At 49.6% G+C, this 19,592-nt stretch carries 17 protein-coding genes and 2 pseudogenes; 11 read left to right on the top strand and 8 right to left on the bottom strand.

Going from position 1 to position 19,592, the window contains the following annotated elements; all coding sequences use genetic code 11:
- The 4 genes from tnpA to DZ54_RS0105280 all read right to left on the bottom strand — a co-directional run.
- Positions 1 to 232, bottom strand: a 232-nt coding sequence (gene tnpA / locus DZ54_RS0105305) for an IS66 family insertion sequence element accessory protein TnpA (RefSeq protein WP_025673332.1), incomplete at its 3' end; no start/stop codon positions are given.
- A 373-nt stretch (positions 233 to 605) separates the two neighbouring features.
- Positions 606 to 1,793 (bottom strand): acetate kinase, encoded by a 1,188-nt coding sequence (locus tag DZ54_RS0105295; protein ID WP_025673331.1) that lies wholly within the window; start codon positions 1,791 to 1,793, stop codon positions 606 to 608.
- A gap of 246 nt (positions 1,794 to 2,039) precedes the next feature.
- The gene (locus DZ54_RS0105285; RefSeq protein ID WP_025673330.1) at positions 2,040 to 2,321 is read right to left on the bottom strand and encodes a hypothetical protein; all 282 of its coding nucleotides are present in this window, start codon (positions 2,319 to 2,321) and stop codon (positions 2,040 to 2,042) included.
- A 331-nt stretch (positions 2,322 to 2,652) separates the two neighbouring features.
- The gene (locus tag DZ54_RS0105280; RefSeq protein WP_051415924.1) at positions 2,653 to 3,225 is read right to left on the bottom strand and encodes a TetR/AcrR family transcriptional regulator; all 573 of its coding nucleotides are present in this window, start codon (positions 3,223 to 3,225) and stop codon (positions 2,653 to 2,655) included.
- Between the two features lie 278 nt (positions 3,226 to 3,503).
- Here DZ54_RS0105280 and DZ54_RS27360 point away from each other — a divergent pair, with 278 nt between their 5' ends.
- From DZ54_RS27360 to DZ54_RS0105270, 3 genes are all read left to right on the top strand, one after another.
- Entirely contained in the window at positions 3,504 to 3,692 is a 189-nt protein-coding gene (locus tag DZ54_RS27360) for a hypothetical protein (RefSeq protein ID WP_420804836.1), read from the top strand.
- Complete coding sequence (locus tag DZ54_RS19320; protein WP_420804837.1) at positions 3,683 to 5,158, top strand: AMP-binding protein; 1,476 nt, start codon at positions 3,683 to 3,685, stop codon at positions 5,156 to 5,158. Before DZ54_RS27360 ends, DZ54_RS19320 begins: the two co-directional genes overlap by 10 nt.
- Before the next feature lie 248 nt (positions 5,159 to 5,406).
- Entirely contained in the window at positions 5,407 to 5,703 is a 297-nt protein-coding gene (locus DZ54_RS0105270; RefSeq protein WP_025673328.1) for a DUF406 family protein, read from the top strand.
- Positions 5,704 to 5,856: 153 nt separating this feature from the next.
- On the opposite strand, the gene DZ54_RS0105265 is transcribed toward DZ54_RS0105270, so the two are convergent.
- Entirely contained in the window at positions 5,857 to 6,471 is a 615-nt protein-coding gene (locus DZ54_RS0105265; RefSeq protein ID WP_025673327.1) for a DNA-J related domain-containing protein, read from the bottom strand.
- 453 nt (positions 6,472 to 6,924) lie between these two features.
- On the opposite strand from DZ54_RS0105265, the gene DZ54_RS0105260 reads away from it, so the two are divergent.
- The 3 genes from DZ54_RS0105260 (at position 6,925) to DZ54_RS0105250 (ending at position 9,802) form a co-directional block, all read left to right on the top strand.
- Positions 6,925 to 7,698, top strand: coding sequence for an EAL domain-containing protein (locus tag DZ54_RS0105260; protein WP_051415923.1), 774 nt, complete (start codon positions 6,925 to 6,927; stop codon positions 7,696 to 7,698).
- Positions 7,699 to 7,848: 150 nt separating this feature from the next.
- A complete protein-coding gene (locus DZ54_RS0105255; protein ID WP_037353626.1) occupies positions 7,849 to 9,231 on the top strand; it encodes a multicopper oxidase family protein in 1,383 nt (460 codons plus the stop codon).
- Positions 9,232 to 9,454: 223 nt separating this feature from the next.
- On the top strand, positions 9,455 to 9,802 hold the full coding sequence (locus DZ54_RS0105250; RefSeq protein ID WP_025673324.1) for a carboxymuconolactone decarboxylase family protein: 348 nt from the start codon (positions 9,455 to 9,457) through the stop codon (positions 9,800 to 9,802).
- A 73-nt stretch (positions 9,803 to 9,875) separates the two neighbouring features.
- Here the strand turns inward: DZ54_RS0105250 and gcvT are convergent, their stop codons facing one another.
- Positions 9,876 to 10,991, bottom strand: a complete 1,116-nt coding sequence (gcvT, locus tag DZ54_RS0105245) for a glycine cleavage system aminomethyltransferase GcvT (protein ID WP_025673323.1) — start codon at positions 10,989 to 10,991, stop codon at positions 9,876 to 9,878.
- A 66-nt stretch (positions 10,992 to 11,057) separates the two neighbouring features.
- Positions 11,058 to 11,660, bottom strand: coding sequence for a helix-turn-helix domain-containing protein (locus tag DZ54_RS0105240; protein ID WP_051415922.1), 603 nt, complete (start codon positions 11,658 to 11,660; stop codon positions 11,058 to 11,060).
- Between the two features lie 578 nt (positions 11,661 to 12,238).
- Between DZ54_RS0105240 and DZ54_RS19315 the strand changes: the two are divergent.
- The 5 genes and pseudogenes from DZ54_RS19315 (at position 12,239) to DZ54_RS0105215 (ending at position 18,980) form a co-directional block, all read left to right on the top strand.
- Positions 12,239 to 13,638 (top strand): annotated as a pseudogene (locus DZ54_RS19315) (L-serine ammonia-lyase).
- 27 nt (positions 13,639 to 13,665) lie between these two features.
- Complete coding sequence (locus DZ54_RS0105230; protein WP_025673321.1) at positions 13,666 to 14,964, top strand: serine hydroxymethyltransferase; 1,299 nt, start codon at positions 13,666 to 13,668, stop codon at positions 14,962 to 14,964.
- A 159-nt stretch (positions 14,965 to 15,123) separates the two neighbouring features.
- Positions 15,124 to 15,501: a glycine cleavage system protein GcvH gene (gcvH, locus tag DZ54_RS0105225; protein ID WP_025673320.1), complete on the top strand. Its 378-nt coding sequence runs from the start codon at positions 15,124 to 15,126 to the stop codon at positions 15,499 to 15,501.
- A gap of 15 nt (positions 15,502 to 15,516) precedes the next feature.
- A pseudogene (gene gcvP, locus DZ54_RS19310) lies at positions 15,517 to 18,380 on the top strand (aminomethyl-transferring glycine dehydrogenase).
- Positions 18,381 to 18,572: 192 nt separating this feature from the next.
- Positions 18,573 to 18,980, top strand: a complete 408-nt coding sequence (locus DZ54_RS0105215) for a hypothetical protein (RefSeq protein ID WP_025673319.1) — start codon at positions 18,573 to 18,575, stop codon at positions 18,978 to 18,980.
- A gap of 46 nt (positions 18,981 to 19,026) precedes the next feature.
- On the opposite strand, the gene DZ54_RS0105210 is transcribed toward DZ54_RS0105215, so the two are convergent.
- Entirely contained in the window at positions 19,027 to 19,461 is a 435-nt protein-coding gene (locus DZ54_RS0105210; RefSeq protein WP_025673318.1) for a hypothetical protein, read from the bottom strand.
- Between the last annotated feature and the right edge of the window lie 131 nt (positions 19,462 to 19,592).

Here is a 19,592-nt window from a genome sequence, read left to right as displayed (position 1 = left end):
TGCCATTGGCAAAGACAAGCACGACGGACGCCCCTGGTAAGTGACCGGATGCCTCGACCACGACCGGCTGCACGGTTTGCGCTTGCTCGTGCTCACGTAATCGCTTCGACCAATAATAAAAAGTTTGATAGGGAATAGCGTTGTCTTGGCAAAACTGCTTGATGGATACTGTGCTTTGCTTTTGTTGTTCAATGATCGCCGCCCAGTGCGCGCGTTTTTGTGCTTGTTTCATCGTACCTCCAGTCAAAAAGGTACTATGGCAAAGCCCGTGTCTTATGGGTATGTGGGGTTTATTAACCGCTTACGTTAATGGCGAGCGCGGGATAAGTGACTACCCTGCAAACACCAACCATATACCAAGTGCTAACACGCCTCCCAAAACCAGCGATTCCAATAAGTAAGCTTTGATAACGTTATATAGTTTCATACCTAATCAACCTTTTTATTGTTCGGGCATTAAACCAAAACCGGACACGGGATGTCTATCATTATAGGCAGTGAGTCTTGTGTGGGATCACTCTAGGCTTGATATAGGTTGATGAGTCTTCATTACAAAAGCGAGCGTTAAGGCTCGCTTTTTATCATGATGAGGCGAAGCGAGGCAATCAGGCCATTGCCATGGCTTTCTGTGCGATCACTAGTTCTTCATTGGTGGGGATCACTAATGCGATCGGTGAGTCTTGGGTCGTGATTTGGCCAGCGGCACCGAAGCGAGCCGCAGCGTTGGCATCGGTATCTGACTGGTAACCGAAAATCGCGAGCTCGTTGAGGATCATTTCTCGGACCGGTAGCGAGTTCTCGCCAATGCCGCCAGTGAAAACGATCGCATCAAGACGAGATAAAGGCACCATGTAGCTTGCAATATATTTTGCTACCCGATAAGCAAACATTTCGAGCGCTAATTGCGCGCCTTTGTGCCCTTGCTCTGCCGCTTCCACCAAGCCGCGACAATCATTAGTCAACTCAGAAACGCCCAGTAAGCCGGCTTTGTCGAGCAGTTCATGATGAATCTGATCGGTGCTCAAACCTTTTTTGGCAAGAAACTCTAAAATGGAAGGGTCAATATCACCACATCGTGTCCCCATCATCAGGCCAGCTAAAGGAGTGAATCCCATACTGGTATCGACACTTTGCCCGTCTTTCACCGCACATAAAGACGCACCGTTACCTAAGTGAACGGTAATCACATTGGTTTGCTCGGGCGCTTGGTTTAGCCATTTTGCTGCTTCTCGGCTGACATAATAATGGCTAGTGCCATGGAAACCATAACGACGAATGCCGTAGTCATTATAGAGCTGACGCGAGATCGCGTAGTGATACGCTTTTTCTGGCATGGTCTGATGGAAAGCCGTATCGAAAACAGCGACCTGTGGCAGGTTTGGAAAGGCTTTACGTGCGGCTTTAATACCCACCACATGCGCAGGGTTGTGCAGCGGTGCCAAGGCTTTTAAAGCATCAATTTGTGCCAGAGCGGCATCATCAATCAACGTCGCTCGGCTGAAGGTTTCGCCACCATGAACCACACGGTGCCCGACTGCCTGTACTTGATCACTTAATTGGTTGTTTTCGATAAGGCCCACGATAATGTCCATGGCCTCTTGATGGTGGTCGCTCCCTGCGCTCAATGCTTTTTCTGTTTTGTTGCCGTCGACTTTCCAGCTCATGCAAGCCTCGTCACGACCAAAACATTCTCCGGCGCCTGAAATCACAGCATCGCCTGTTTGCGCATCCATCAGTGCAAACTTTAATGACGAGCTGCCTGAATTTATAACGAGTACCAGTGCATCACTCATAGGTTTACCTTATTGGCAGAATTGGGATCGCGGCGTGTGGCCGCCACCCCATTATTAAAATATTTTTGAAAAATTCAACTATTGTTACATTGATAGCATAATTGCCCAACAATTTACTGCGTAAGATCAAGCTAAGTGCGCATCAACTAGGCAAAAACAAAAGTGATAGGTAACCGACCACACCTGCCATGCCCATCACTATCGACATAATCGTTATCGCTTTTCGTTGCGCGAGTACTGTGTCAATCATACGCAAGAACACGTTGCTTTCGGTGGCATCACGCCAAGGCGATGCGCATATTTATCCGCTTGGCGCTGATGACCTTGCTCGCCCAACGCATCGAGCAAATGCTGGACATGGGCCACTGAGCAGTAACGCAGGACGCCCATCGATTCCTCGATTGGCATTATCGTGAGTAACTCGACTTGTCGGTTTAAATCGTATTGCAAAAAGGCATTACGTGCCGCGACGATCTCAGAGGTTGAGAACGTTGCAGTATTTTCAAAGGTGTTGTTCATTACCGTCATGGCGAATCTCCCGATTGGCAACAGGTAACGACCATCAACAACGTATAGCCCCTAAAAGGCAGCATTATGCGTTACAGCGAGAGGAGAAAAATAAAGCAGGTGGGACCAGCTATCAACAACGGCTGGTAAACTGACAGAGACAATACCAACGGTCGCTATTTTTCTCCGTATCGACTCGGAGGATGGTCGGTATTGTTCATAGTTATCTCCAAAAAATGTATTGCTTTGAAAGCGTGACCAATATAACAAAAAAATGAGGACATGTCTGTCAGTTGAGCGTCAACTTTATCGGTGTGTCTGGCAATTGACCTGACTGCACCGGTAGAGACACTTACTTTGCGTACCTCTCACTTTTTTGACGGCACAGTAGCAGGCTTGCGCCCAATAATTGCGAGAACGCGACGGTGAGATCCGTTTGCATATGCTGCTCACACTCATTTTGTAGTGCTTTTAAGATCCTAAACGCTGCACCATTGTCCGCTTTACCACTAATCAGTAGATAGAAACAGAGTTTAAGCGTGGCTTTAAAGTCACCGTTTGCGTGCATTGCCTGCATCCAACTGGTCATAAACGCGTTGGTCGTACTGGTTGTATCAAGCGGCTCGCGTAAACTCTCTACGATAAAAGGCTCCAGTGCGACCATAAAGTCTTGTTTACGGGGAAAATGGTGACTAATCCCGGTGCGCGATACGCCGGTCGCTTCACTTAATGTGGTATACGACATTCCTTCATAGCCAAGCATCAATAGTTGGTGTTTAGCTTCTGCCAGTATGGTCTCGATGGTCTGTTGCGTTTGCGCTTTACTCCGTTTTGGCATGCGTAACCTGTTCTCCCCGTCAATCGCCACTGATGGCGCAGTGATGTAACGCGCGCCATCTGGCTCGCGGTTGAGGCTGGCTCGCAATAAAGCCTTCCCCTTACTAAAAATAGTACAGAGTCACCAATAAAGCCTGACACTAAACCCCTTGTGTGAACGCTGAGGCGGATCGACTTCTGAAACCCTCCCACGAAAATAGGGTGAAAAAACTGAAAAATCAGATAAAAATCACCGCAAATAGTGTCATCAGTCATAATTTGGACACCCGTTTAAATGATTATCTTGCGTATCACGGCCAACGATCCGTAAGTTAACATTATTATAACGTTTAACGTACCTCCACGTTGCGACAATGAGGAAGTCCAATGTCACATATCAAACCGCATGACCAAATCTTACGTTGGGCCGATGAGCGTCCAAACCATGTCTTTCTGCGCCAAATCCACGGCCGCCGTTTTCATGACTATACCTTTGCCGATGTCGCCGAGCAGGCTCAGAAAATGGTCACGGCACTCCGTGATATGGGCTCAAGCCGGGAGACAAAATCGCGCTGATATCCAAAAACTGTGCTGAATGGTTTATCGCTGATTTGGCAATGATGATGGGGAGCTATATCAGTGTGCCCATTTTCCCCACCGCGGGTAAAGACACCATCGATCATGTCGTCACCCACAGTGAATCGAAAGCGATGTTCGTGGGTAAACTGGATGACAGTAAAGCCCTAACGGCCTCGCTGGAGAGCATGCCTAATATCAAAACAATTGCTTTTCCTCATCCCACCGTAAGCTGTCATTATGAATGGCACGATTTGATCGCCAATCATGCGCCTTCCGACGAGCGCCCTGTTCATCTTGATGGCGATCTGATGTCGCTGGTTTATACCTCGGGCACCTCAGGGCCACCTAAAGGGGCCATGTTGAGCTACGGCGGTTATTGCTGGTCTGCGCAACGCCTGATTGATCATATTGGTATTGAGCCTGACGATCGTTTGTTTTCCTATCTGCCTCTGGCGCATATTACAGAACGTGTGTATATCATGGGATCAGCCATTATGGGCGGGATCCCGACAGCATTTCCTGAATCACTCGATACCTTTATTGAAGATGTCAAAATGCACCGTCCAACCCTGTTTATTTCGGTCCCACGACTTTGGACGCTGTTTCAGCAGCGGATTCAAGAAAAACTGCCTGATGGTAAGTTGAACCTACTGCTCCGTATTCCGTTAGTGAGTACAATCGTGAAAAATAAAGTCGCCAAGAATTTAGGCCTAGATCAAGCACGTGTATTAGGTTGTGGTTCAGCCCCAGTCGCGCCGGCATTGCTTGAGTGGTATCGCAAAATTGGACTCAATGTCACCGAGGCCTGGGGGATGACGGAAAGCTACGCATACAGCACCATTAATTATCCCTTCCGTGCCGATAAAATTGGTACCGTTGGCAATGCCGGCCCGGGGGTTGAAATAAAGATCGCAGACGACCAAGAGATCTTGGTTAAAAGCCAAGGGCTGTTCAGCGGTTATTACAAAAACGAAGAGGCCACCAAAGAAACCTTGGTCGATGGTTGGTTGCACACCGGTGATTTAGGGGAGCTCGACGGCGAGGGATATTTAAGTATCTCAGGGCGTAAAAACGATACGTTCAAAACTGCCAAAGGCAAGTTTGTCGCTCCTGTGCCGATTGAAAAGCGCTTATTTGAATTGTCGAACGCCGAAATGCTGTGTGTGATTGGATCAGGCATGCCAGCACCCATTCTTCTCGCCCTCCCACACCATTTCCCGCATTTTGACCGAGCTCGCTACGAGCGTCGAGTGACAAAAGTGGTAGATACCATCAATGGTGAGCTTGAGTCGCATCAGCAAATTAAAGGGGTATTGATGATCAAAGAACCATGGAGTATTGAAAACGGTAAACTCACACCGACGTTAAAAATTCGTCGTCATAAGATAGAGCAGGAATACCACGATCTGGGCACTCACTGGCCCAAAGGCACGCTCGTGCAGTGGGAAGAAGACTGGGCATAGCGTAACAGGTGCCCTCATCCAAGATGTATAGGGGCACCGCCAGACCCTCAGATTAAAACGCTCTCTCTCTTTTGGGTGCTACCTTTAAACGGGAAACCGGTGGTTTTTCCATCGTCGATGCAGAAAAGAAACAAAAACCTGACCTATCTCAATGTGCCACAGGCATGTGTTTGCTAAAGATCGTACCACTGGTTTGCAGCCACGTCTTAAACGCGACGTTATTGGCTGCGTTTATGTAGGGGAACACCATGAAAGAGAATCAAACTGACGCTTGCGATGCATGCGGTGTAAGTGCTGAGATTGGATACATTATCTCAGAAGGCGATGATGTAGCAGAGGTCACGATTGAAGCGACCAGCCCTGAAGCGCTAAAAGCTCGCTTCGAACAATATCTTGAACTGGCAAAAAGCATTAATCCTGCCGTGAAGCACGACTTTAATAACCAGCAGGTTAAAAACGATGCTCTGACGATTAAAATGCAGTTTGAGTGCAGCGCGGAGAAGCTGATTTTTGAACTACGAAGCCGCAGTTTGAATAATGCCTAAGTGTAACGAGTGTCAGAATCATGACGCTATTCTACCGTAAATACGATTAATTTAACCAAAACACGATTAAACGGAATGAATATACATTCACCCTGTTTAATCGTGCCCTACCATCCTGTCTTTGGTCGATACAGCGCTGGTCGATTGCGACAGTTAAAGCCTCAAGCTCTGCCACGCTTCGCACATTTCACGGAACGTTGTTGCGTCACCCTCTGGGCGATCTGGATGCCATTTCAGTGCCATTTTTCGCCACTGGCGACGAATTTCATGCTCGCTAGCATTTTCATCTAAACCCAACACGTTAAGTGCTTTGTATCGCTCCAGCATCGCTGCCCCCGGCGTGTCATTGCCTATGTGACGCTGGTAGTGCTTCCAGAAGGACGACAGCAATTCTTTGACATCATCTTGGCTGGCATCGTAGTTATTCCAGTCCATGTAGTAGTCACGCAATGGATCCTGGTAATCGATTTCTTTCGCTACACAACCCGGATTGCTCACACGCCACTGTAGTTGAATATCCATAGATTCAACCTGCAACCATTGTTGGGGCAACAACATTTCTTGCAGTTGATACAAGGCGTTCATGATCAGGAAATTACGTTTGAACAAATCAAGGTGGGGGTCATCATCGAGTTGCGCTATCATGGTTTCTTTGCGCAACTCACCCAACAGATGATGCACTTTCCAGCTTTGTCGTGTCGATTCTAAAATACTGAGTATCGGCCAAATCAGGGGGTTGTCTATTTCATCCCGTTTTTCAGCAAGCATGACGTTCATCCTCTGTCACTGGCCAGTTACCTTGAACCGGCACGTCTTAGGTTTGGTTGTAAAGCCACCTATTAAGGTATAAACCAATTCTGAGTGTTTTGTGGTAATCATCGGAAAATCCATTGGTGTTGGCCGACTCCGCCATCACAATGACACTTTCTGACTGCCGGTTAAAATTTAAGCATATCTAGTGCCAACTTGTTTTGCGACGTTATAATAATGCGTATACGACTGAATCATTGATTAAATCATCTCTACGAATACGTCAGTAAACATGCCTTTTGAGCGAAGGTACCTGGTTTTGCGGCAACATGATGGAATAAGCTTGCCGACGCAGCCGTAAACCGTGCTAACTCGCATACTTTGCACCATTCAATTCGCATTCTGCCCAAAACTCCATTAATCTTGACGTAAATAGAAGACACATCATTATTTGATTACTGGCATCAGCTTATGGCATCAATGAATTCACAATGTGAGGCATGTAAAAGTGCACAGCCACTTCCTTTTTCCTTTACCATGGCTTTTCAACCCATTATTCAACTGTCGACGGCAACCGTGTTTGCCTATGAGGCGTTAGCGCGAGGTGTTGATGGCAGTGGTGCCGGCAGTGTCTTCAAGCATGTTAACGCGGACAATCAGTATAAATTTGACCAAACCTGCCGTATTAAAGCTGTCAAATTAGCGGCAGAACTTTCAATACCTTGTTATCTCAGCATTAACTTCATGCCTAATGCCGTTTACGAGCCTGAACGTTGCATTCAAACAACGTTGAAAGCGGCTCGCGATAATCAGTTTCCACTCGATAGAATCCTGTTTGAGTTCACTGAGGGCGAGGAAGTACTAGATTACGAGCATATTCAACACATCATGCGCCACTACCGCTCTCAAGGATTTTTGACGGCAATTGATGATTTTGGATCGGGCTATTCGGGGCTCACTGCCCTCGCCAATATAGAAACGCATATCGTCAAATTAGATATGGCTTTAGTGCGTGATATTGACACGGATCCCACCAAACAAGCCATTGTTCGTCATAGCATTGCCATGTGTCGCGAGCTTGGCCGTCAAATTATCGCCGAAGGTGTAGAGACGGAAGGTGAGCTTGCTTGTTTAGCTAAGTTGGGCGTCGATTTATTCCAAGGCTACTACATTGCCAAACCGGGTTTTGAATCATTACCTCCGATTAATCAATCACCTGGCTTAGAGGCTTTCCATCGTCAATAATTCGACGATATGTGGCTGTTGGGTAGGCGTCCTTTAACTGCCTCACAAATACAATTGATAACCTTTCTCAATTAATGATCTTACGATACAATGCCGTACAATTTTTGTGAGTATAGAGGGCGTTGTATGCACAAAGGACAACAAGGATTGATGGCGCAGGGTTGGTCTCGTCGTCGTTTTTTGCAATCAACAGCGGCAATGGCTGCTATTTCTACCCTTCCCGCCTGCTCACTGATCTCTGCTTCCCGGAAAACGGGACAGTGGGAATACCATTTGAGTGCGGAACCAAGCCATGCGTCCCTCGTGCCCGGTCACCAAACCGACGTATTGGCCTTTAATGGCGAGATCCCAGCGCCCACCATTCGCTGTCGTCAAGGCGAGCCAGTGACCCTTCACTTCACCAACAACTTAAACGAGCCGACGACGATTCACTGGCATGGACTGCGTATTCCTATAGAAATGGACGGTGTTCCCTTCTTATCTCAAGCGCCGATCCAGCCGGGTGAAACCTTTACCTATCGTTTTACACCGCCCGATGCTGGCACTTTTTGGTATCACCCGCACATGAATTCTGTAGTGCAACTGGGCAAAGGTTTGGTGGGCGCTATTGTGGTTGAAGAAGCGGCCCCCGTTGAGTTTGATGAAGAGCACACACTGATACTCAAACACTGGCATCTCGACCGTCAGGGCAATTGGAAAGATCTCGCTATTCCTCGCTACAGCGCGCGTATGGGCACCCCCGGCGGAATGGGGGACAGTGAATGGAGCCACCACCCTGAATATACACTGCAAGAAAATGCCACCACGCGGCTACGTTTGGCAAACGTGGACAATACACTGACCTACCCAATTCAAGTGCGTGGTGCGGAAGCCTGGATAATCGCCATCGATGGCAACCCGATTGCCACACCGCGACGGTTAGATGAGCACAAAATCGCGCCGGGGATGCGTGTCGATATTGGGCTAATTGCACCGAAAGCAGGCAAAAAAGTCGAAGTCATGTACATGAAAGGGCGTTTTCCTTTCTTGCTGGCAAGCTTCATCACAACACCGTCAACGTTGATTGAAAAACCACTCCCTGCGTTGCCTCTGAATCCAATTACACCCATTGATTTAGCCAACGCCGAAACACGCCACTTCACCTTTGAGTGGGCAGGTGCCATTACTCCTGCGGATAAGCAAGGAAAAGGGCACCATGAGTTTTGGCTGATGAATAAGCGCGCCTGGGAGGGAATGAGCAAAGGTAATATCCCTGAGCCAATAGCAACGCTAGAACGCGGGAAAACTTATATCTTCGATTTAAAAAATGTGACCCAATACCATCATCCTATTCATTTGCACGGCCACACTTTTACTGTGCTAGAAATGGATGGCAAACCGGTCACTCCATTCCACACTGACACCGTGCTGTTGGGTAAAAATGGCCACGCCAAGGCGGCTTTTGTGGCCGATAACCCAGGCCGGTGGATGTATCATTGCCATGTGATTGAGCATATGAAAACCGGCCTGATGGGTTTTGTGGAAGTGGTTTAGCAATACGCAAAACATACTGAAAATAAAACGGCGAGCTGATATGCTCGCCTTCTTGTTTTGTGGTTTTTACGTTTCCCCTTTCATTCTATGTTGATGTCTGTTTTTCCTTAAAAAATAACAAGCTACGCTTTTAAGAGAATGAATAAAGCTAGCAAAGTTTGATTGCATCCTACATGCAAAGGTTGTAAATTAGTATGATCTAAATAACAAGGAGCGATTGGGAATGAGTAAGAAAGACTACCAAGAGATTAACCAGCAACAGTTGGCACTCAACAAACAATTTAAAGCGCACAGCAGCGAGACACTGACTGCATTTGGCCAGCTTCATCGTGCTGCAATGGCAGAGGGCGATCTGAATGTTAAAACCAAAGAACTCATTGCGTTAGGTATCGGGATTGCCGCGCGCTGTGATGGCTGTATCGGCGCACACGTGGCCGCCGCATTGAAACACGGCGCGACTAAACAAGAATGCGTAGAAACGATTAATGTCGCCATTGTGATGGGCGGTGGTCCGTCGTTGATTTACGGCTCTCAAGCACTAGAGGCGGTTGAGCAACTGAGTGAGGCGTAGTTCTTTAATACGACACTAAATAAAAAGCGCAGTCACTGTCGACTGCGCTTCTTCGTTTGTAGAGCAACCCAGATTAACCGCGATAATACCGCTGGGGCACAAAGGGCATTTTTTCGACTGTCATCGGCAGTTTCTTGCCGCGCACTTCGGCATAGACCTCGGTGCCAGGGGTGATGAACGCAGGCGGAAGGTAACCCATGGCCACTGGCATGCCTTTCGTTGGGCCGAATGTGCCACTGGTGACTACGCCTATTTCATTATCCTCTGCATCAAACAGTTTACTGCCTTCACGGACCGGTGCTTTGCTTTGACCGACTAAACCAATCCGTTTGCGGCTCACGTCTTTAGTGGCGATTTGGTCTAGGATCATTTGTTCGCCAGGGAACCGGCCTGCTCGCTCACCGTCGGCACGACGCACCTTGCTGATCGCCCAAATTAGCGTGGCTTCAACGGGCGTGGTGGTGGTGTCGAGATCATGGCCATATAGGCAAAGACCGCATTCCAGACGCAATGAATCTCGCGCACCCAAGCCAATCCATTCCACCGCATCATCATCAAGCAGTGCTTTCGCGAGTGATTCTGCGTGCTCAGCAGGCACAGAAATCTCAAATCCATCTTCGCCGGTGTAACCTGAGCGGCTCACCACACAGTCAATGCCATTGATGGTCACAGGCTGAATATCCATAAAGACCATGTCGTTCACTACCGGGTTAAAGGCAGCGAGCACCTCAGCCGCTTTCAGTCCTTGTAGTGCCAATAGCGCGCGATCGTCAATGACATCTACCGCAACATCGCCTTTGAGGTTGTCGCGTAAATGCTGGATGTCTTGCGCTTTGCACGCCGCGTTAACGACCAAGAAAAGGTGGTCACCAAGGTTCGCGATCATAAGGTCATCGAGGATCCCACCTTGCTCATTGGTAAACACCGCATAACGTTGCTTTCCTTTCGGTAAATCCACGACATCGACAGGCACGAGTGTTTCAAGCGCTTTCGCCGCGTCATTACCATGGAGGCGAATTTGTCCCATGTGAGACACATCAAATAATCCCGCGTGTTCGCGACAGTGCAAGTGCTCTTTGCGCACACCCAGCGTGTACTGCACTGGCATCTCATAACCAGCAAAAGGCACCATTTTTGCACCCATGTCTACGTGTAGAGCGTGTAACGGGGTGGTTAGTAACTCAGCCATTGTTTAACTCCATATTGTGCCTGCGGGCCACTAACCCGCATTTAGCAATGTGTTTATGTCATCCATTTAAGAAGCGGTTACCCATAAAATCAGGGCATCGTGATCACTGACAGAGGCCAGCATGTGTCCCATGGTGGCGTCGTAATACACGCTATCGCCCTCTGTGAGCGTAATCACTTCATAAAACTCAGAATAAAATTGGATGCTACCTTCCAACACCAGCAAAAACTCTTCACCGTCGTGCCGGATCCAGTCGCTATAGTCCTCAAAGGCACGCGCTCTGACCCGCGATTTAAACGGCATCATCTTCTTATTGCTTAGCTGCGTAGCCAATAGCTCATGTTCGTAGGTACCGGTAGGATGCGCTTTGCCTTGTCCCGCCAGTGTCACGTCTCGTCGCCCTGTTGCTTGCCGCTTTTTGGGTGGGGCAAACAGCTGCGGAATATCAATATCCAGCCCATGCGCGAGCTTTTGCATGGCTTGAAAGGTAGGCGATATCTGTTCGTTCTCAATTTTGGACAATGTCGAGCGAGCGAGCCCGGTCCGTTGACTTGCCTCTTCAAGCGTTAACCCTAAACCGACCCGCACGGCTTTTAAGCGCGGACCCAATCGCAAAGGCGCAATAGGCTCACGCACTTCGCCCTCACGTTGCGATCGTTCAACCTGCATAGACGGGTACACATCCTGTGTTGATTGCTCTGTTGTCACCTGCTGTTCACCTCTATCGGTTGTCTTGTGCTGTTTAGTGCATTAACACTTTTAACAAAAAAGTTCCTATCGGAAAATAGCGATACCATAAACGTGACATAGCAAGCGAATTGAGTCAGGTGCTGTGCACGTCTCCCTCACGCATCACTTGGTAATAACGTCATATTATTTTCTTTAATAACATAAGATTACATGCAAACCTATCAAAAAATCATCCAATAAACATCCCGCAAAACCCTTTGTTTTCATCGGCATTGATTTGCAATTTACCCTAGCTTAAGATAAAAAGGCAAACGTTTGCGTAGTGTTGTAGTGTAAAAGAAAGGTGAGGTTTTGTCTCTAGGATCACAACATAGGTTTCTTATTGGAAATTTATTTTGCGGAAAAGTAAACGCTTAGGTACGTTAACAAAATGTTTAAATCAGCAGTAAAGCGCAGTCGCGGTCTGCTGAGTGTAACGTGAAGCAATGTCGGCATCTGACATGTCGAACAGTATAAATAATGACAACAACGTACCTTACTGATTTAGGAGACAGGCCATGAGTCACAGCATGTTTGACCTGTTCAAGATAGGTGTTGGGCCTTCAAGCTCGCACACCGTGGGCCCAATGGTGGCCTGCGCTCGCTTTTCACAATTCGCGATCCAAACGCTATCGCTCGATGCAATTCATCGCGTGAGCGTCGATTTATACGGCTCCTTGGCGCTAACGGGAAAAGGCCACGCCACGGACGTGGCTTGCGTTATGGGATTGATGGGCGAAATGCCCGCGACCATCGAATCAGATGAAATCGATACCATGACCAAGATGGTCAAAAACGGCGGCGAGCTGCCCTTTACGGGACGCCACTATATTCGATTTAACTGGGAGGCAGATATTGCCTTTCACTATGAGAAGGTGCTGCCCGAGCATCCCAATGGCATGACAGTCAGCGCATACGATAAAGCCGGTGATTGTTTGACCAGTAAAACCTATTTTTCTGTCGGTGGCGGCTTTGTTGTCGAAGAGGGCGAGACGGATGCTTGGCGACCGATTTTACGCCACCCTATCCGTTCAATAGCGCCGCAGAGTTGCTTGAGCAATGCGCGAAAACTGACATGACCATCAGTGAGTTGATGTTTACCAATGAAATCGCGCAAGCTCAGTATGCCGATCCAAGTGCGACACGTGAGACCGTCAACCAAGGGCTAGACCATATTTGGCAAGTGATGCGCGACTGTATCGACCGCGGGGTTCAACAAGGTGGCGTGCTACCCGGTGGCTTAAACATCAAGCGACGCGCTAAAGGCATGTACGATGCCATTCATGACAAGCAAGCTCACGGCTTACCCACAGATAGCAATGATTGGGTCAATCTGTTTGCGATGGCAGTCAATGAAGAAAATGCTGCGGGCGGCCGGGTGGTTACCGCGCCAACTAACGGTGCTGCCGGCGTGATCCCTGCCGTACTGGCGTATTACGACAAGTTTGTCTCGCCCAATAATCCAGACGGGATCCGTACCTTTATGGCCACCTCGGCGGCTATCGGCTCCTTGTACAAGACCAATGCCTCCATTTCGGCGGCAGAAGTCGGCTGTCAGGGAGAAATCGGCGTCGCATGCTCAATGGCAGCAGCAGGATTAGCCGCGGCAATGGGGGCGAGCAATCAACAAATTGAAAACGCGGCAGAAATTGGTATGGAGCATAACCTTGGCCTCACTTGCGACCCAATCGATGGCCTGGTGCAAGTCCCTTGCATTGAACGCAATACCATGGGCGCCGTAAAAGCCATTAACGCGACCCGGTTGGCAATGGGTGGTGACGGTCAGCACCACGTCTCGCTCGATAGCGTGATTAAAACCATGCACGAGACCGGGCTTGACATGATGAGCAAATATAAAGAAACCTCACAAGGCGGCCTTGCTACCAATGTGATCCCAATTAATGTTGTGGCCTGTTAGCCACCATCGCCAATTAAGGAAAGCGCAATGAAACCGAGCTACCCGAATGTAGAATTGGAGCAGTTTTTCTCCACCAATTTATCGGAGTCCGATGGTGCCGTGATGTCGGCAGTGCAGGCTGAGCACAAACGTCAGCAGCAGCAAATTGAGCTCATCGCATCAGAAAACATCGTCTCGCAAGCGGTGATGCAAGCGCAAGGCACCTGCTTGACCAACAAGTATGCCGAAGGTTATCCAGGCCGCCGCTATTATGGTGGCTGTGAGCACGTCGACGAAGTCGAAGCCATTGCCCAAGCCCGTGCAAAACAGTTGTTTAGCTGCGAGTATGTCAACGTGCAGCCGCATTCGGGCGCGCAAGCCAATGGCGCCGTGATGCTGGCGCTACTGCAACCTGGCGATACCATTTTAGGTATGTCACTGGATGCCGGGGGCCACCTGACTCACGGTGCGCGCCCTGCCCTATCTGGCAAATGGTTTAATGCGGTGCAATACGGGGTGAGCAAAGACAGCTTAGAAATTGATTACGATGAAGTCGCCGTGCTGGCACGTGAGCATCAACCCAAGATGATCATTGCTGGCGGCAGCGCGATCCCACGCCCAATTGACTTCGCTCGTTTCCGCGCGATTGCCGATGAAGTGGGTGCCTATTTAATGGTCGATATGGCACATATTGCTGGCCTAGTGGCCACTGGCGCGCATCCTTCGCCACTGCCCTATGCACATGTGGTCACCACCACCACTCATAAAACCCTGCGTGGCCCACGCGGCGGGATGATCCTCACCAACCATGAAGACATCAATAAGAAGATCAACTCGGCGGTGTTCCCCGGCTTGCAAGGCGGTCCATTGATGCACGTAATTGCCGCCAAAGCCGTGGCATTGGGTGAGGCGCTGGAGCCTGAGTTTAAATTGTATATTGATCAAGTGGTTGCTAACGCCAAAGTCCTGGCCGAGGTTCTGCAAACACGGGGCTGCGACATTGTTACGGGCGGCACCGATACCCACTTGATGTTGGTTGATTTGCGCCCGAAAGGCTTAAAAGGTAACCAGGCAGAACAAGCACTGGAGCGTGCCGGGATCACTTGTAACAAGAACGGCATTCCCTTCGATACTGAAAAACCCATGATCACTTCAGGCGTTCGTCTTGGCACACCGGCTGGCACCAGCCGCGGCTTCGGCACCGACGAATTTCGTCAGATTGGTGACTGGATTGGCGATGTATTAGATGCCCTCGTCGAGGCACCAGAAGGTAACGCTGAGGTTGAAGCACGGGTTCGTAAAGAAGTGCAGCAACTTTGCGCGCGCTTCCCACTTTATCGTCAATAAAAACCAAGAGCTAAGTTATCAGCAAAGACCAATTGCCAACAATTACAATACAAATCAAACAGTTAAAAATAATGAGGCGAACAGAAATGGGTCCGCCTCAATTTACAATGTAAATTGCTCATAAAGCGAGCAGTCCGTAGTTTAGCAGGAGAGTAGCAAATGGACGCGACACTGAAGTATTCCGAAAGCCATGAGTGGGTCAAAGACAATGGCGATGGCACGGTCACCATGGGGATCACCGATCATGCCCAAGGTCTGCTGGGCGATGTTGTGTTTGTCGATCTACCTGAGGTTGGTGACAGTACTGAGAAAGGTGAAGGTTTTTCTCTAGTGGAATCGGTTAAAGCTGCCTCAGATATCTATGCACCGGTTGATGGTGAAGTTATTGCTATCAATGACGATCTAGAAGACAGCCCAGAGTTGGTTAACGACGAACCTTTTGAAGGCGGCTGGATTGCGAAAATCAAACTCGCTGACGACACCAACTTGGATCATCTGATGGACGCGGACGCTTATACCGCGGCCATCCACGACTAATTCAGGACGACTATCATGACGCATATTCGTTTACTCGATAGCCTAGTGGCCGATAATGACTTTATCGCTCGCCACAATGGCCCAGATACCCAACAGCAAGATGCCATGCTCGCTACGATCAATGCCACCAGCCTTGAGCATGTGATTGAAGAAACCGTCCCTGCTGACATCCGTTTGCCAAAGCCGCTGAACCTTAACGCGCCAAAAAGCGAAACCCAGATGCTGGCGGAACTGAGCGACATTGCCGCGCAAAATACCATTAAGCGCAGCTTGATTGGCCAAGGTTATTACCACACCCATACCCCACCACCAATTTTGCGTAATGTATTACGGAAACCCGGTTGGTATACCGCTTATACTCCGTATCAGCCAGAAATCTCTCAAGGTCGTTTACAATCCCTACTGAACTTTCAGCAAATGGTGATGGACTTAACGGGGATGGATTTGGCTAACGCGTCACTGCTCGACGAAGCCACCGCAGCCGCGGAAGCCATGACCCTGTGCAAACGAGGTGGTAAGCACAAAGGAAACGCCTTTTTTGTTGCCAGTGATGTGCACCCACAGACGCTGGACGTGATTAAAACGCGCGCCAACTTCTTGGGCTTTGACATCATTGTTGATGACACGGACAAGCTTAACCAGCACGACGTATTTGGCGCCCTACTCCAGTATCCAGGCACCACCGGCGAAGTGCGCGATCTCAGTGCGCTTATTGCCGAGGCACAAAGCAAAAAGACGCTGGTCGCGGTCGCCACCGATCTGCTTTCACTCACCTTGCTCAAAGCGCCGGGTGAAATGGGCGCCGATGTGGTGATTGGTTCGGCACAACGCTTTGGCGTGCCCATGGGCTACGGTGGCCCACACGCTGCCTTTATGGCCACGCGTGATAAGCTAAAGCGCACCATGCCTGGCCGTGTGATTGGCGTATCGGTCGATAGCAAAGGCAACCAAGCCCTGCGTATGGCGATGCAAACGCGTGAGCAACATATTCGCCGTGAAAAAGCGACCTCGAATATTTGTACTGCTCAAGCCTTGCTGGCCAACATGGCGGCTTTTTACGCGGTGTATCACGGCCCAGAGGGGCTGAAGAAAATTGCCCGCCGTGTACATCACCTCACCGCGCTGTTCGCCAAATCAGCACAAGCGGCAAGCTTGAGCCTTGCTCACGACAGCTTCTTTGACACTGTGACGCTCAATACGGGCGAGCAAACCGACACCTTGTATCAAAAAGCGCAGGATGCCGGCTTTAACTTGCGTAAATTAGATGGCCAACTCGGCGTAAGCTTTGATGAAGCGAGCACGCTGGTAGAAGTCAATCAACTGCTTGCCGCGCTCACCGGCCAAGGCAATGCGGAAGGCGTGGCGAGCGATATTGAAGCCGATGAATTTGCCGCGATCCCTGCCGCATGCCGCCGCAGCAGTGCATACCTGACACATCCCGTCTTTAACCGCTACCACAGTGAAACCAAGCTGATGCGGTATATGAAAGCGTTGGAAAACAAAGACTTCTCCCTCACCCACGGAATGATCCCGCTAGGCAGCTGCACCATGAAGCTGAACGCCGCTGCCGAGATGATCCCCGTCACTTGGCCAGAGTTTGGTGCCCTGCACCCGTTTGTGCCGTTGGAGCAAGCCAAAGGCTATCAAACACTGGGTAAATCACTGCGTGACATGTTGTGTGAAATCACCGGCTACGACGAGATCTCTATGCAGCCAAACTCAGGTGCACAAGGGGAGTATGCGGGCTTAATCGCGATTCAGCGCTACCATGAAAGCCGTGGTGACGGTCACCGCAACGTGTGCTTGATCCCAAGCTCGGCGCACGGCACCAACCCAGCCTCCGCGGCGATGGTCTCAATGAAAGTGGTGGTGGTTGGCTGTGATGACGATGGCAATATCGACATTGACGATCTGAAAGCCAAGATCGATAAACACCGCGATGCGCTCTCGTGCATTATGATCACCTACCCATCGACACATGGTGTATACGAAGAAACCGTGCAACAAGTGTGCGAGCTGGTGCACGATGCTGGCGGCCAAGTCTACCTGGATGGCGCCAACATGAATGCGCAAGTGGGGCTGACCACGCCGGGCTATATTGGCTCAGATGTCTCGCATCTCAACCTGCACAAAACCTTCTGTATTCCCCACGGCGGTGGCGGCCCGGGCATGGGACCGATTGGCGTGAAATCGCACCTTGCGCCTTTCCTTCCGGGTCATGTGGAGCAAGGCGACGCCTTTGCCGTGTCGGCCGCGCCAATGGGCAGTGCCTCGATTCTCCCTATTTCATGGGCGTACATCKCATGATGGGTGAACAAGGCCTAACGCACGCGACCGAGTTGGCAATTCTCAGCGCCAACTATGTGATGGAGCGTTTGCGTCCCTACTACCCCGTGCTTTATCGCGGTAAAAACGGACGCATTGCGCACGAATGTATTATTGACATTCGCCCACTCAAAGAGGCATCCGGCATCAGCGAAGAAGACATCGCCAAACGCTTGATGGATTATGGCTTCCACGCGCCGACCATGTCGTTCCCGGTCGCGGGCACCCTGATGGTCGAGCCGACCGAAAGTGAAAGCCAAGAAGAATTAGACCGCTTCTGTGATGCCATGATTGCCATCCGCGAGGAAATTGCCAAGGTACAAGACGGTGAATGGACGTTAGAAGACAACCCATTGGTCAATGCGCCCCACACCCAAGCGGACCTGATGGCAGACGAGTGGTCTCACACCTATTCACGTGAGCTCGCTTGCTTCCCATCCGCCCATAGCAAGGCAAGCAAATACTGGCCATCGGTCAACCGTGTCGATAACGTCTATGGTGACCGCAACCTGATTTGCTCTTGCCCCAGCATCGAAAACTATATGGATGAGTAATCCACTCCGCTCGCGGAAATAGTGATGTTAAAGGCGAGCCGCTCGGTTCGCCTTTTTTATGAATGGCTTGCACTGCACAAAGGCTGACATAACAGGATGAACTTTTAAATGTCGCTGACAAACGCTTGACAGATTGTTCTCCGAACACCGCTACATTCTGTGCCATCTGAAAAATCAGTAATAAGGCACATTATGAAACCTATCGCTCTCAGCATCCTATTAACCCTTGGTCTGGCTACCCAGGCATTGGCAGAAGAGAAGACTAATATCGCGGCGGGTCTTGCCGTCGATCAACAACTGAGCGCTATACTGGAAGTCGACGATCAGTACCGTTTTACTCTCGGCAATGACGGCACCGCGTTTGATTACCTTTTTCAACACGGCACTTTTGATAATCCCGAGATCCCTGTTGATTGGTATGTGGGCGCAGGTGGCTGGGCCGAATGGGATGACGATTATGGCGTGCGCTTGCCGATTGGACTCGATTGGGCCATCACCAAACAGATCAGTGCTTATGGTCAGGTGCATCCAGAAGTCAATTTCCACGGCGGCCCAGAGCTGCAACTTGGCGGCGCGCTGGGCGTGACCTACTCGTTTTAGTGCTAGCGGATAAGGTCAGCGTCGCGCGATACAGTCGTTGTTAGGATTAGAAATTAAACACTCGCACGTCTTTGTTTCGCATTATTTGACTAATTTGTGGTGGCTTAGCCACTGAAATCCCAGAACGCAGTGCCGCTTGCCCTCTCTCACTGTTAGGCAAAAAGAGTGCGCACACACTGATATCAGCACCGCCTCGTTGTAGCTTCATCATCAGTTGTTCTGGCGTGACATTTTTGGGCTTTAACGGTGAGTTTTCAGTGTCTTTAAACGCTAACTCACCGGCTTTACCACATAACAACACATCAACGTGCGTCCCTTGGGCTTGCATGGTATTTGCTAATACCATAGCCATCCCTTGGGTCTGCAATTCGCCGCTGTTGACCATCACCAACGCTTGTTCCACCGAATCCGTAGATGCTTGAGCTGCACCCGTGAATAACCCTAATCCGAATAAGCTACCGATCATCCGTTTCTTGTTCATGACGCACTCCTTTTTGTAATCCATCGAAATATTAGCACATACTAATTATGCACGTACGTTGAATGCGACATTGTGTTAAACCCGCGAGAAAAGCGTGATGCTGAATGCAATCAATTTGCATCCAGTTAACA

The sequence above is a fragment of the Salinivibrio socompensis S35 genome, from assembly GCF_000513715.1.
Lineage (GTDB): Bacteria > Pseudomonadota > Gammaproteobacteria > Enterobacterales > Vibrionaceae > Salinivibrio > Salinivibrio socompensis.
This window is presented reverse-complemented; position numbering and strand designations above follow the sequence as displayed.

What these genes read in the sequence shown, in the direction of transcription:
- DZ54_RS0105295 (WP_025673331.1), bottom strand. Translation starts at nt 1,793, where the DNA reads ATGAGTGATGCACTGGTACTCGTTATAAATTCAGGCAGCTCGTCATTA.
- DZ54_RS0105285 (WP_025673330.1), bottom strand. Translation starts at nt 2,321, where the DNA reads ATGACGGTAATGAACAACACCTTTGAAAATACTGCAACGTTCTCAACC.
- DZ54_RS27360 (WP_420804836.1), top strand. Translation starts at nt 3,504, where the DNA reads ATGTCACATATCAAACCGCATGACCAAATCTTACGTTGGGCCGATGAG.
- DZ54_RS0105270 (WP_025673328.1), top strand. Translation starts at nt 5,407, where the DNA reads ATGAAAGAGAATCAAACTGACGCTTGCGATGCATGCGGTGTAAGTGCT.
- DZ54_RS0105265 (WP_025673327.1), bottom strand. Translation starts at nt 6,471, where the DNA reads ATGCTTGCTGAAAAACGGGATGAAATAGACAACCCCCTGATTTGGCCG.
- DZ54_RS0105260 (WP_051415923.1), top strand. Translation starts at nt 6,925, where the DNA reads ATGGCATCAATGAATTCACAATGTGAGGCATGTAAAAGTGCACAGCCA.
- DZ54_RS0105255 (WP_037353626.1), top strand. Translation starts at nt 7,849, where the DNA reads ATGGCGCAGGGTTGGTCTCGTCGTCGTTTTTTGCAATCAACAGCGGCA.
- DZ54_RS0105250 (WP_025673324.1), top strand. Translation starts at nt 9,455, where the DNA reads ATGAGTAAGAAAGACTACCAAGAGATTAACCAGCAACAGTTGGCACTC.
- gcvT (WP_025673323.1), bottom strand. Translation starts at nt 10,991, where the DNA reads ATGGCTGAGTTACTAACCACCCCGTTACACGCTCTACACGTAGACATG.
- DZ54_RS0105240 (WP_051415922.1), bottom strand. Translation starts at nt 11,660, where the DNA reads ATGCAGGTTGAACGATCGCAACGTGAGGGCGAAGTGCGTGAGCCTATT.
- DZ54_RS0105230 (WP_025673321.1), top strand. Translation starts at nt 13,666, where the DNA reads ATGAAACCGAGCTACCCGAATGTAGAATTGGAGCAGTTTTTCTCCACC.
- gcvH (WP_025673320.1), top strand. Translation starts at nt 15,124, where the DNA reads ATGGACGCGACACTGAAGTATTCCGAAAGCCATGAGTGGGTCAAAGAC.
- DZ54_RS0105215 (WP_025673319.1), top strand. Translation starts at nt 18,573, where the DNA reads ATGAAACCTATCGCTCTCAGCATCCTATTAACCCTTGGTCTGGCTACC.
- DZ54_RS0105210 (WP_025673318.1), bottom strand. Translation starts at nt 19,461, where the DNA reads ATGAACAAGAAACGGATGATCGGTAGCTTATTCGGATTAGGGTTATTC.